Below are 12557 nucleotides of genomic sequence, written 5' to 3' on the forward strand. Positions count from 1 at the left end.
CACGGTGCCCTCCCGGCCTGGTGCCTTACCGCTCGATCCACACAGCGCCGTCCGGCTGCAGCGCCCCGTCGGTCACCGCATCCTCCGCGCTCGCGACAACGACGACGCCGGCAGGCAGTTCAATGGGCTCCTCACCCATGTTCGCGACCAGCAGCACGGACCCGTTGGTGAAGGCGACGATGCCGTCCTCGGGGCGGTGTTCCGGAGCCCACTCGAGTGATCCTCGCCCCAGGCGGCGCGCCGAGCGCTCCGCCAGCGCGGACTTCACGAGCTCGTGAACCGATCCCGGGCAGCCAATCTGCACGTCCGCCGCATAGCCGGCGAAGCTGGCGGGCTGCGGCAGCCAGGGGGCGGCGCCGTCGTCGTCCGTGGTGCTGAAGCCGAAGCCCGGCGCGTCTGCCTTCCACGGAATCGGAACGCGGCAACCGTCGCGGCCGCGCTCTACACCCTCGGTCCTGAAGAACGCTGGATCCTGGCGGACGGCGTCATCGAGCACCGTGTGCTCGGGCAGACCCAGCTCGTCACCCTGGTACAGGTACGCGGAGCCGGGCAGGGCAAGCATGGTGAGTATTCCCGCGCGTCCGCGCCGCAGGCCAAGCGCCTCATCCGGCTGCTCATCCGGCGCTCCTACGCCCTTGGGGAGCTGCGTTGGATCCTGCAGGCCGAAGCGCGTGGTGTGCCGGACGGTGTCGTGATTCGACAGCACCCACGTGCTGGGTGCGCCGACGTTCCCAGCCTGCGCGAGGGACTCGGTGATGCTCACGCTCAGGCGCTTGGCATCCCAGCCGGCGCGCAGGAAGTCAAAGTTGAAGGCCTGTTGCATCTCGTCGGGCCGTACATAGTGAAAGAGCCGTTCGGCCGGCTCCACCCACGCTTCGGCCACGAGCATGCGGTCACCGGGGTACTCGGCGAGGACCCGGTTCCAGTCCCGGTAGATGGCGTGGACGCCCGGCTGGTCGAAGTATGGGGGCGTAGGTTCGGTTGCCGCTGCCTCCTCTGCCGCGTCCGGGTTATGCACATCACCGACCATGCTTTCGCGGCCGGCCCAGTCCGGAAGTCCCTCGGCCTTGACCAGGCCGTGCGCCACGTCGATGCGAAAGCCGTCGACGCCGCGGTCCAGCCAGAAGCGCAGGATGGAGATCATTTCTTCATGAACTTCGGGGTTTTCCCAGTTCAGGTCCGGCTGCTTGGTGTCGAAGAGATGCAGGTACCACTGACCGTCGTCGATCCGTGTCCAGGCGTTGCCGCCGAAAATGGACTGCCAGTTGTTCGGCGGCAGTTCGCCGTTCGCGCCGCGTCCGTCCCGGAACATGTACCGGTCGCGTTCGCGGGAGCCCTTCGGGGAGCGCAGGGCGGCCTGGAACCACTCGTGCTCATCGGAGGTGTGGTTCGGGACGAGATCGACGATCACCTTGAGGCCGCGCCGGTGGGCTTCGGCGAGCATGGAGTCGAAGTCGGGGAGGGTGCCGAACCGGGGGTCGACATCCCGGTAATCCGCGACGTCGTATCCGGCATCGGCCTGCGGTGAGACGTAAAAGGGTGAGAGCCAGACGGCATTGACTCCCAGGTTCTGCAGGTAGGGGAGTTTGCCGGTGACGCCGTGAAGGTCTCCCATGCCGTCACCGTTCCCGTCCGCAAATGAACGGGGGTAGATCTGATAGATGACGGCGTCTTCCCACCACGCGGCACCACGCTGGTTCCGGGCCGGGTGAGTAGGGGTTGAGAGATCGGAGACGGTCATGGGGCTCCTCTTCAGATGCGGGTCACGATTGGATATCGACCAGGCAGTACGGTCCACTCGGTGTTGCAGATCACAACGTAAGCGCTTACTTTGATGTTATCAAGAGGCTAGGCAGCGGCGCCCACTCAGTGCCCGGCTGCCGGACAAAGGAGTCATTTAATGGCGATTATTCGCGGAAGCAAAGCGGTACTGCCGATTGCGGCACTCAGCGTACTTACGCTCACACTCTCTGCCTGTGGGTCAGGTGGCGACGGCGACGGAGGAGGCGGCGAGGAACCGGCCGCGGACTGCGCCGCCTACGAGGAGTACGGAACCTTCGACGGCGAAGAGGTGAACGTCTACTCGACCATCGTGGACATCGAGGCAGAGCGACTTGAGAACTCCTGGGCAGATTTCGAACAGTGCACCGGCGCCGAAATTGTCTACGAAGGCTCGAAGGAATTCGAAACCCAGATCGGCGTCCGCTCACAGGCCGGCAACCCGCCGGACATCGCGATCTTCCCGCAGCCGGGTCTGCTCGCAGCTGAGGTGGCCGGCGGCAACGTCCTGCCCGCCCCTGACTCAGTTGAAGCACTTGTCGACGAGAACTGGTCCGAGGACTGGAAGGGCTACGGAACGGTCGACGGCGAGTTCTATGGGGCTCCCATGTTGGCCAATGTGAAAGGCTACGTCTGGTACTCCCCGGCGATCTTCGAGGAGAACGGGTGGGAGATCCCTGAGACCCTCGACGAGATGATGACCCTCACCGAGGAGATCGCAGCCGACGGAACCATGAAGCCCTGGTGCGCAGGATTCGAGTCCGGTGAGGCCACGGGTTGGCCGGGCACCGACTGGATCGAAGACTATGTGCTGCGCCAGGCAGGCCCCGAGGTCTATGACCAGTGGGTCAACCACGAAATCCCGTTCAACGATCCCCAGATCGTCGAGGCATTTGATTCTGTGGGTGAAATTCTCAAGAACGACGATTACGTCAACGGTGGATTCGGCGACGTGCGTTCGATTCTGACCACGCCGTTTGCCGATGCCGGACAGCCGGTCCTCGACGGAGCATGCGCCATGCACCATCAGGCGTCCTTCCAGGCATCGAACTGGCCTGAAGGTACTGAAATCGCCGAAGACGGTGACGTCTGGGCCTTCATGACGCCGGGCGAGGAACCCGGTAGCAATGCCATCACGGGCGGCGGCGAAATCGTTGCTGCGTACTCGGACGAGGCTGCGGTCGAGGCCTTCCAGGCCTTCATGGCTTCTGCTGAGTTCGCCAACAACCGCGTTTCCGAGGGCGGCGCGATCAGCGCCAACCAGGCGCTCGATGCCTCGCTTGCCCAGAGTCCTCTGGATAAGCAGTCCATCGAACTGCTGCAGAGCGAAGATACGGTCTTCCGGTTTGATGCATCTGACCTGATGCCCGGTGCCGTAGGCTCCAACTCCTTCTGGAGCGGCATCGTCGAGTGGATCAACGGCACGCCGACGCAGGAAGTGGTTGACACCATCGAAAGCAGCTGGCCCCAGTAGTTCCTTCGCGAACCCGGCGCACCGCTTACGCGGTGCGCCGGGTTCCTACTGACTTTCTTCGCTCTTAGGGGAGTATTCCCACAAAGGAGACTGCGTTATGGAGGATCTCGGCGAGAAATTCCTGCAGGTGGTGATCGCCTTGGCTATTTTTGCCGCCATCATCGGGATCATCATGCTGCTGGTTGACCGGGCACCCAAATCTTTCCGCGACAAAGCGACGATCATTGGCTTCATGGCTCCGGCCGCGATACTGCTCATCGTGGGCATGGTCTGGCCCGCAGTGCAGACCACTTTCCTCGCGTTCACCGACCGTAACGGGGCTATCAACGGTCTGGATAACTTCATCTGGATGTTCACCAACCCATCAGCGCTCGTAACGCTCAGGAACACCGTGCTGTGGGTGATTCTCGTTCCCACGCTCTCGACGATCATCGGGCTGGTGTACGCGGTGTTCATCGACAAGGCACACGGCGAGCGCGTTCTGAAAGCCCTCGTGTTCATGCCGATGGCCATTTCCATGGTCGGCGCGGGCATCATCTGGAATTTCATGTACGCCTACCGCGGCCCAGAGCAAGAGCAGATCGGCCTAGTGAATCAGATTCTCGTCTGGTTCGGAGGCGAGCCGCGACAGTTCCTGCTCGACGCCCCGGGGAATACCTTTTTCCTCATCGCAGTAATGGTGTGGATTCAGGTGGGGTTTGCCATGGTTATTCTTTCCGCGGCAATCAAGGGAATTCCGGCGGATGTTATTGAGGCATCGCGGCTCGACGGCGCGGGCGCATGGCAGCAGTTCCGGAACATCACCATCCCGTCCATCCGCGGCGCACTGGTGGTAGTGGTAACCACCATTACCATTATCACGCTGAAGGTGTTCGACATCGTGCGCACCATGACGGCTGGTAACTATGACACGTCGGTGATCGCCAACGAGATGTATACCCAGGCGTTCCGGGCCAATGAGCCCGGCCGGGGAGCAGCCCTGGCACTGGTCCTGTTCCTGATGGTGCTGCCCGTGGTCATCTACAACGCTCGGGTACTCAAGAAGCAGAAGGAGATCCGATGACCTCGACACCAGCCGTGCCGATGACGGTGGACGACGATCAGCGGGCCGCCCCGCCCATTACCCGGCGGGTGAAACAGCGTTTGACCTCCCGTGGCGCCACGATCGCTGCGGTGATCATCGCGATCATCTGGACCGTGCCCACTGCCGGACTGTTCATTTCCTCCTTCAGGCCGGAGGCAAATATCAACCGGAACGGTTGGTGGAACATCCTGGGCAACTTCGAGCTCACGCTCGATAACTATGCGGATGTGCTTGTCTCAGGAAGCAGCCAGTCGCCCAATCTCGGACAGTACTTCGTCAACTCCCTCGCCATTGTCATTCCCGCGACCCTCATTCCGTTGGTGGTCGCCTCGATGGCGGCCTACATCTTCGCGTGGAGCAGTTTCCGCGGCAAGGACACTCTGTTCGTCTTCGTCTTCGCACTGCAGATCATTCCCCTGCAGATGGCGCTGATTCCGCTGCTGACGTTGTTCGTCAACCTGCAGATCGGCGAGTTCCAGTTGCTGCCTTCGGGTTCCTACGCGCAACTGTGGCTGGCGCACACGATCTTCGCGCTGCCATTGGCGATCTTCCTCCTGCACAACTTCATCGCCGAGATCCCCGGCGAGGTCATCGAAGCAGCGAGGGTGGACGGTGCCGGGCACGCGACCATTTTTTGGCGCATCATCATTCCGCTGTCGGTTCCAGCACTCGCTTCCTATGCGATCTTCCAGTTCCTGTGGGTCTGGAATGACTTGTTGGTGGCGTTGGTGTTCTCCGGCGGCACCGGCGACGTCGCGCCCATCACGCAACGGCTTGCCGAGCTGACCGGAACGCGCGGCGGAGAGTGGCACCGACTGACGGCGGGCGCGTTCGTTTCGATGATCGTTCCGTTGATCGTTTTCTTCGGGTTGCAACGCTACTTTGTCCGCGGGCTGCTTGCTGGTGGCCTCAAGGGCTGATGCAACGTGACCGGCATCGAGGATGTTGCGGTTGCCACCGGGGTGTCAACCGCGACCGTGTCCCGCGCTCTGCGCGGACTCACTGGAGTGTCGGAGAGCACCCGCGCCCGCGTACTAAGCGCGGCGCGGGAGCTCGGCTACGTGCCGTCGTCGGCCGCGTCCGGATTGGCATCCGGACGAACAATGGCGATGGGCGTGCTGCTGCCCATGATCGAAACCTGGTATTTCTCGGCCGTCCTGGAGGGAGTGGACCGTCAACTCCGTGCCGCCGGGTATGACCTCATCGTCTTCAGTCTGGGTGGAACGGGAGTAAACAGGGAACGTGTGTTCCACCGTTCGATCCTGCGAAAGCGGATCGATGCTCTCCTGGTGATGTGCATGGAACTCACTGAAGACGAGCATCGCGCCCTTCGGGAACTGGAATCGCCCACCATTGTGGTGGGCGGTTCGGTTAAGGGCGTGCGTCATGTCGGCATCGATGATGACGCAGCCGTTCGGGACGCCGTCGAGCACCTGATTTCACTAGGGCACACCCGGATCGGACATGTGCGCGGAGGCGGTTCTTTCGGACTGTACTTTGAGGTACCCCGTATCCGTGAAGAGTCCTATCACGCGACGATGGCCGCCCACGGGTTGACGGTCCGCGACGAATGGTCCGTGTTCGGTGATTTCCGCTTCAACGAGGCGAAGATCGCGGTGAAGCGGATGCTCTCGACTGCGCGGGAACGGCCCACCGCGCTGTTCTGCTCCTCCGACGAGATGGCCTTCGGTGCGCTGATTGCGGCTTCCGAGCTCGGCATCCGGGTACCCGAAGAGCTCTCGATCGCGGGTATTGACGACCACGAGTTTGCCGAACCCATGGGCCTGACCACAGTGCGGCAAATGCCCGAAGAACAGGGCGCCTTCGCAGCAGAACTCCTCCTGAGCGAGCTGGAAGGTGTGCCGCCCGTGCAGAATCCGCCCACGCAGCAGCACGAACTCATCCGGCGCGCCTCGACGGGCCCGGCGCCCTGCTAGCTGAGGGCCCCGGTCGCTACGCTTGTACGCATGGCTACCGACCTCCTCTACCTCGATGACTTTGATGTGCTGACCGCTTCCGCCACCGTTACGGCGGTTACCACGCTCGACGACGGCCGGCTCGATGTCGAACTCGACCAAACCTGCTTTTATCCCCGCGGCGGAGGACAGGACTGGGACACCGGGACTATCTCCGCTGGCGACGCTATCTTCACCGTGGAGGAGGTGCGTCTGGACGAGCACGGGGTGGTCCACCACCTGGGCGGGGGCTCTGCGTCGGAGGGTGCCGGCGTCGTACTGGATGTGGACGCGGAGCGGCGGGCGGTGAATACCCGGCTTCATTCAGCCGGGCACATTGTTGACCTCGCCGTCGAGCGGCTCGGCCTGCCATGGGTGCCCGGCAAGGGCGCACACTACCCGCACATGTCCTTCGTCGAGTACAACGGCGACGTCCCCGAAGACGTTGAGGAGACCCGCCAGCGCATCGAACGCGAGGTCGGGCGGGTCATCGATGAGGGCAGCAGCAACGAGATCCGGTTCATGCCGGTCGCTGACATGGGCGAATACTGCAGGCACGTGCCGGAGAACATCCCCACCAACAAGCCCGCAAGGATTGTGCTCTACAACCAGACCTTCGGGGTGCCGTGCGGCGGGACCCATGTGCGCGATGTGGCGGAGGTCGGAAAACTCAACATCACCAGGGTCAAGTCAAAGAAGGGCATCACGAAAGTGTCCTACGCCGTCGACGGCGTCAACTAGGAGGCGCGGGCGAGCTGGCGGATGGGAACCCAGCGCGACGCGAGGCGCCGGTAGGCTGCGGCCGCGCCGGTCATGTCCACTTCCGCGAGGCACTCGATGCCCATCCGGACATCCATGGGTGACTCATCCGGGAACACCAGGTCCGCCACCGGTCCGTAGTCCAGTTCGACGACGGCATCACGGCGGAAGGACTCCAGCCACTCAGTGATCTCGGTCAGCTCTTCAAGCAGGTCCAGTTCCGGGGCGGCGATCGCAAGGCTGGCGACCGCGCGCCGTGCACGGTCGATGCACTCGCTGATGGTGACGGACACGCGGACGGTGTGGACTTCGCCGTCGTCGTCCACTACCTCGGTGAGGTCGTCCTCGTGGATGAGCACAAACCAGGCGAACGGGACGCCCCAGGTAGCGGACCGGGTGTGCAGCTTCGCCGTGGACTCGGCGAGCGTCTCCGGATCGAGCCGCGCCTGGTGCGCCTCGCGGGCAATGTCCGGGAGGAGCACGTCCATCAGCGGACCGCGAATGGTCTGCTCGAGGGACTCGGCGGCGAGGAAGGTGCGCACGGCCAACTGGTTGGGGCAGTAAAAGGGCGCGGTGGTGCCGTTGCCGCGGGGGAAGTGAAGCACACGCACGAGGTCCTGCGCATGGTGCGGGAAAGGGTCCGAGACGGCACGCGTGACGCGCCGCATCGCATCGAAACGATCCATCGCCTCGGTGAGCCGGCGCTCGCGGGTCCGCTGTTCCAGGATTGCGAGCTGCTGGGCGTCGCTGAACGCGTCGAGTGGTTCATAAACCCGCAGGAAGGAAACGTAGGGGAAGCTGCGGCCGGTGCCCGGCATGTGAACCATGGGTCAGGTCAGCTCCACGATGACGGGTGCATGGTCGGATGCGCCCTTGCCCTTGCGTTCCTCACGGTCGATCGAAGCTCCGCCGACACGTTCGGCGAGGGCAGGGGAGGCCAGCACGAAGTCGATGCGCATTCCCATGCGTTTGGGGAAGCTGAGCTGCTTGTAGTCCCAGTAGGTGTACACGCCGGGGCCGGGGGTGTGCGGACGGACGACGTCGGTGAAGCCGGAGTCCTCGAAAGCATGGAACGCGGCGCGCTCCGGCGGACTGACGTGCGTGTAGCCGTTGTTGAGGAAGAGGTCGATGTCCCAGACGTCTTCATCCTGCGGCGCAATGTTCCAGTCACCGGTCAGCGCCACCTGGGCTGACGGGTCCGCCTCCAGCAGCCCGACGGCGTGCTTGCGCAGCAGTTCGAGCCATTCGATCTTGTACGCCATGTGCGGATCTCCGAGCGCCCGGCCATTCGGGACGTACAGGCTCCACACCCGTACGCCGCCGCACGTGGCGCCGATTGCGCGGGCCTCCTGCACAGGGTCGGTGTCCTTCCCGAACAGGGGCTGTCCCGGGAAGGTGCGCTCGACGTCGGTCAAACCCACACGGGAAGCGATGGCGACGCCGTTCCACTGGCTCGTGCCGAAGTGCGCCACCTCGTAGCCGCTCTTCTCGAACATGTCCCAGGGGAAGTTCTCGTCCTTGCACTTGGTTTCCTGGATGGCAAGAACGTCCACGTCGGAGCGGTCGAGCCAGGCCTCCACACGGTCGGCACGGGCTCGGAGGGAATTGACGTTCCAGGTCGCAATCTTCACAGGGGCTACGTTACCCAATCGGCGGGTTTTGCTTGGTACCGGTCCTCCATCAGGCGTCAGGGCGCCCGCCCCGCGGTCAGGATTCTGGTGTGCCGCGCCACCAGGAATCGTGGATGGTGACCGGGACCGTGCGCTTGTGCCGGGTCATCAGGTAGCGGCGCTCGATGAGCCGGGCTGCTTCCTCGGGGACATCACGGCCCTCAAGGTAGTCGTCGATCTGGTCGTAGGTGAGGCCCAGTTCGTGCTCGTCGGTCTGCCCCGGGTTCTCGTCGAGCAGGTCCGCGGTGGGAATCTTGTTGTAGAGGCGTTCCTCCGCGCCGAGTTCCTTGAGGAGCTGGCGGTTCTGCCTCTTGTTCAGACCAAACAGCGGGAGGATGTCCGCACCGCCGTCGCCGTATTTCGTGAAGAAGCCCGTGACGGATTCCGCTCCATGGTCCGTGCCGATGACCAGCAGGTTGTCCTCGCCAGCCAGTGCGTACTGGGCCACCATGCGTACACGGGCCTTCACGTTGCCCTTGTTGAAATCGGACATCTCTTTGCCGGCAGCACTGGAAAACTCGCGCTGAAAACCGTCGACGGCGGGAGCAACGTTGTAGACGACGGACCGGTCCGGAGAAATGAAGGCCAGGGCAGACTGCGCGTCATCCTCGTCATGCTGGACCTTATATGGCAGACGGGCGGCCACGAAGAAGGCTTCGGTTCCCTCGGCCCGCAATTCCTCCGCCGCCTGCTGCGCCAGCTTTCCCGCGAGGGTGGAGTCCAGGCCGCCGCTGATCCCGAGCACGAAGCCCTTGGTCCCGGAGGCCTGGACGTAGTCCTTCAGGAAGTCCACGCGCTGGCGGATCTCCTTTACAGGGTCGATGGTGGGGCTTACGCCCATTTCGTCGATGATCTTCGCCTGGAGTTCACGCATGGGGACAGGTTACTAAGTTTTTGTCGCGGATCTGCCGTTAAAACAAGATCAGAGCAGCAGATCGGCTACAAAAACTTCAGTGGGTTACTGCTTGAACGCAGCGTCGAAGGACAACGACGACGGCGCGAAGTCGAACTTCTTGAGGAAAGCGAGCGCCTCGGGGGCACCGTCGAGACGGTCCATGCCGGCGTCCTCCCACTCAACCGAGATGGGCCCGTCATAGCCGATTGCGGTGAGGGCCCGGAAGCTGTCCTCCCATGGGACGTCGCCGCGTCCGGTCGAGACAAAATCCCAGCCGCGGCGGGGATCTCCCCAGGGCAGGTGCGAGGACAGAATGCCGTTACGGCCTCCGCCCATCCGCATCTTCGTGTCCTTGCAGTCCACGTGGTAGATCCGGTCCGCGAAGTCGGAGATGAAGGCCACCGGGTCGATCTGCTGCCACATGAAGTGGCTCGGATCCCAGTTGAGCCCGAAAGCGGGCCGGTTTCCGACGGCGTCGAGCGTGCGGCGAGTGGACCAGTAGTCGTAGGCGATCTCGGAGGGGTGTACCTCGTGGGCGAAGCGCACGCCGCACTCATCGAATACGTCGAGGATGGGGTTCCAGCGGTCGGCGAAGTCCTGGTAGCCGGCGTCGATCACGTCCTGGCTGACTGGAGGGAACATGGCGACGTACTGCCAGATGGACGAGCCGGTGAAGCCGACGACGGTCTTCACGCCGAGCTTCTTGGCGAGCCGTGCGGTGAGCTTCATTTCCTCGGCGGCGCGTTGCCGGACGCCCTCGGGGTCGCCGTCGCCCCAGACCTTGGGGCCGACGATGGCTTCGTGGCGGAAATCGATCGGGTTGTCACAGACAGCCTGGCCCTTGAGGTGGTTCGAGATGGTCCACACCTTGAGGTTGTTGCGCTCCAGGATGTCGACCCGCTCCTGGATGTAGTCGTCATCGTCCCAGCGCCAGGCGTCGAGATGATCACCGGAGACTGCGATCTCCAGCCCGTCGTACCCCCACTGGCCGGCGAGTTCGGCTACCTTCTCGAACGGCAGGTCCGCCCACTGGCCGGTGAACAGGGTGAAGTTGCGTGCCATAAATCTTCTCCTTGCGTGAGTGGTCAGGAAAGCGTCCGGGTGGTGGGGTCCCAGTCCTCGGGCAGGGGCTCGGCCGCCACAGCGGAACTAGCGACGTCAATGAACGTGCGGTTTTCCACCGATTCGGCAATCGAAGCCATGGTGTCGAGGACGTGGAAGGCCGTTTCACCCTGTGCACGGTGCGGAACACCCGCGCGGATCGAGCGGGCCATGTCGAGCACTCCGGTGCCGCGGCCGAAGGTGGAACCGACGGCCGGGAGGGTTTCCCAGTCATCGGCGCCGTGGCGGTGGAGGCGGATGGCGCCGTCGAACATGTTCGGGTCCGGGAAGGCAATAGTGGCTTCCGATCCGGTGATCTCCACGAAACCGTGCCGGGGGAGCGGGGAATCGAAACTGAAGTTGCTTGTGGAGGAGGCGCCGCTCTCGAACTGGACCAGCGCGCTCACGTGCGTGGGAACGGTAACGGCGAACTTCTCGCCGGCGCGCGGGCCGGAACCGATCACGCGGGTCTCCCGCGAGCGGGACCCGAGCGCGGCCACGGTTTTCACCGTGCCGAAAGCCTGGACAAGGGCCGTCAGGTAGTAGGGCCCCATGTCGAATAACGGACCGGCGCCCTCCTGGAACAGGAACGCCGGGTTGGGGTGCCAGGCTTCCGGACCGGGGGACTGCATGAGAGTCAGCGCAGTGAGCGGGACTCCGATATCGCCGCGCTGGATCATGCGGAGGCCGGTCTGCAGGCCGGCACCGAGGAACGTGTCCGGGGCGCATCCCAACCTCAGGCCAGCGTCGGACGCCGCCTTCAGAAGAGACAGGCCTGACTCCCGGTCGAGGGAGAAGGGCTTCTCACTCCACACATGCTTCCCGGCCGCCACCGCGTCCAGCGCGACCGGCACATGCGCAGCGGGAGTGGTGAGGTTGACGATAATCTCTACCTCGGGGTGCTGCAGCGCATCCTCGACCGTCCCCCATGCCGGGACACCGAAGTCCTCGGCACGCGACTGGGCCGCCTCCCCGAAGAGGTCCGCGACGATATGAACCTGCACATCAGGGAACGCCGTCAGGTTGGTCAGGTACTCCTTGCTGATAACACCGGCACCAATGATGCCGACCCCCACAGTCCCGCTCATGCGTTCGTCTGCTTCGCGTCAGCCTGCAGATACCGAAGGCTGTCCTCCAGCGCCTGGAACAGGTCTCCGGCACTGTCGTCCAGTTCGATGACGCCTACCTCCACGGAGGCGGCCGCCGCGAGCACCGAGGGAATATTCATCCGCCCGGCGCCCACGGCCACCTGCGACTTGTTGTCCTGGTCGACGGCCCCGTCCTTGATGTGGATGAAGCGGACCCGGTCGCCCAGCTTCCCGAGCAGCTCCGCGGGATCATGGCCACCCACAGCCACCCAGTAGGTGTCCACTTCAAGCACGACGGCGGGGTCCAGGGCTTCAGCGAGCACCTCAAGCCCGGTGCGGCCGCCGAAGTCGGTTCCGACTTCCCACCAGTGATTGTGGTAACCGACCGTAATGCCGTATTCAGCTCCGAGGGCGGCAACCTCATTGAGTGCCTGGGCGGTCTGTACGATCGCCTCCTCGGTAGTCCAGCGGACGGGATCGACAAGAGGGTCGATGACAGTACCGATGCCCAACGTTTGGGCGGCCTCGAAGATGAGGTCCCGGTCGCCGTCGAGCAGCGGTGCATGGCCCGAGGGCGCGCTTATCCCGTTACGCGAGAGTGCCGCACCCAACGCATCGGTATTGGCCGCGAAGTTATAGGGCTCGACCCGTTCGAAGCCCATCGACGCAAGTCTGTCGATGGTGGTATCCAAGTCTGACTCGAGGGCGTCTCGGACGGTGTACAGCTGTACGGAGAGTTGCACGCATTGCTC

At 63.7% G+C, this 12557-nt stretch carries 12 protein-coding genes; 5 read left to right on the forward strand and 7 right to left on the reverse strand.

Annotation, left to right across the window (positions count from 1 at the left end; all coding sequences use genetic code 11):
* Positions 1-25: 25 nt before the first annotated feature.
* Positions 26-1741: a glycoside hydrolase family 13 protein gene (locus AC4D1W_RS07240; RefSeq protein WP_490898273.1), complete on the reverse strand. Its 1716-nt coding sequence runs from the start codon at positions 1739-1741 to the stop codon at positions 26-28.
* 159 nt (positions 1742-1900) lie between these two features.
* On the opposite strand from AC4D1W_RS07240, the gene AC4D1W_RS07245 reads away from it, so the two are divergent.
* The 5 genes from AC4D1W_RS07245 (at position 1901) to AC4D1W_RS07265 (ending at position 7033) form a co-directional block, all read left to right on the forward strand.
* Positions 1901-3253 (forward strand): ABC transporter substrate-binding protein, encoded by a 1353-nt coding sequence (locus tag AC4D1W_RS07245; RefSeq protein ID WP_490891263.1) that lies wholly within the window; start codon positions 1901-1903, stop codon positions 3251-3253.
* A 97-nt stretch (positions 3254-3350) separates the two neighbouring features.
* Positions 3351-4316 (forward strand): carbohydrate ABC transporter permease, encoded by a 966-nt coding sequence (locus AC4D1W_RS07250; RefSeq protein WP_490891265.1) that lies wholly within the window; start codon positions 3351-3353, stop codon positions 4314-4316.
* Positions 4313-5257, forward strand: coding sequence for a carbohydrate ABC transporter permease (locus AC4D1W_RS07255; protein ID WP_490891267.1), 945 nt, complete (start codon positions 4313-4315; stop codon positions 5255-5257). The genes AC4D1W_RS07250 and AC4D1W_RS07255 overlap by 4 nt, the downstream gene beginning before the upstream one ends.
* Positions 5258-5263: 6 nt before the next feature.
* Positions 5264-6274, forward strand: coding sequence for a LacI family DNA-binding transcriptional regulator (locus AC4D1W_RS07260; protein ID WP_490891269.1), 1011 nt, complete (start codon positions 5264-5266; stop codon positions 6272-6274).
* Between the two features lie 30 nt (positions 6275-6304).
* A complete protein-coding gene (locus tag AC4D1W_RS07265; RefSeq protein ID WP_490898274.1) occupies positions 6305-7033 on the forward strand; it encodes an alanine--tRNA ligase-related protein in 729 nt (242 codons plus the stop codon).
* Here AC4D1W_RS07265 and AC4D1W_RS07270 read toward each other — a convergent pair.
* From AC4D1W_RS07270 to AC4D1W_RS07295, 6 genes are all read right to left on the reverse strand, one after another.
* Positions 7030-7878, reverse strand: a complete 849-nt coding sequence (locus tag AC4D1W_RS07270) for a DUF8083 family protein (protein ID WP_490891273.1) — start codon at positions 7876-7878, stop codon at positions 7030-7032. The two genes, AC4D1W_RS07265 and AC4D1W_RS07270, sit on opposite strands and share 4 nt — an antisense overlap.
* 3 nt (positions 7879-7881) lie before the next feature.
* Complete coding sequence (locus AC4D1W_RS07275) at positions 7882-8682, reverse strand: exodeoxyribonuclease III (RefSeq protein WP_490891274.1); 801 nt, start codon at positions 8680-8682, stop codon at positions 7882-7884.
* Between the two features lie 76 nt (positions 8683-8758).
* The gene (gene nadE / locus AC4D1W_RS07280) at positions 8759-9595 is read right to left on the reverse strand and encodes an NAD(+) synthase (RefSeq protein ID WP_490891275.1); all 837 of its coding nucleotides are present in this window, start codon (positions 9593-9595) and stop codon (positions 8759-8761) included.
* Between the two features lie 84 nt (positions 9596-9679).
* Positions 9680-10678, reverse strand: coding sequence for a sugar phosphate isomerase/epimerase family protein (locus AC4D1W_RS07285; RefSeq protein WP_490898275.1), 999 nt, complete (start codon positions 10676-10678; stop codon positions 9680-9682).
* A 23-nt stretch (positions 10679-10701) separates the two neighbouring features.
* Entirely contained in the window at positions 10702-11805 is a 1104-nt protein-coding gene (locus tag AC4D1W_RS07290) for a Gfo/Idh/MocA family protein (protein ID WP_490898276.1), read from the reverse strand.
* Positions 11802-12548, reverse strand: a complete 747-nt coding sequence (locus AC4D1W_RS07295; protein WP_490898277.1) for a sugar phosphate isomerase/epimerase family protein — start codon at positions 12546-12548, stop codon at positions 11802-11804. Before AC4D1W_RS07295 ends, AC4D1W_RS07290 begins: the two co-directional genes overlap by 4 nt.
* Positions 12549-12557 lie beyond the last annotated feature (9 nt).

The organism is Arthrobacter sp. TJ-170 (assembly GCF_058269305.1).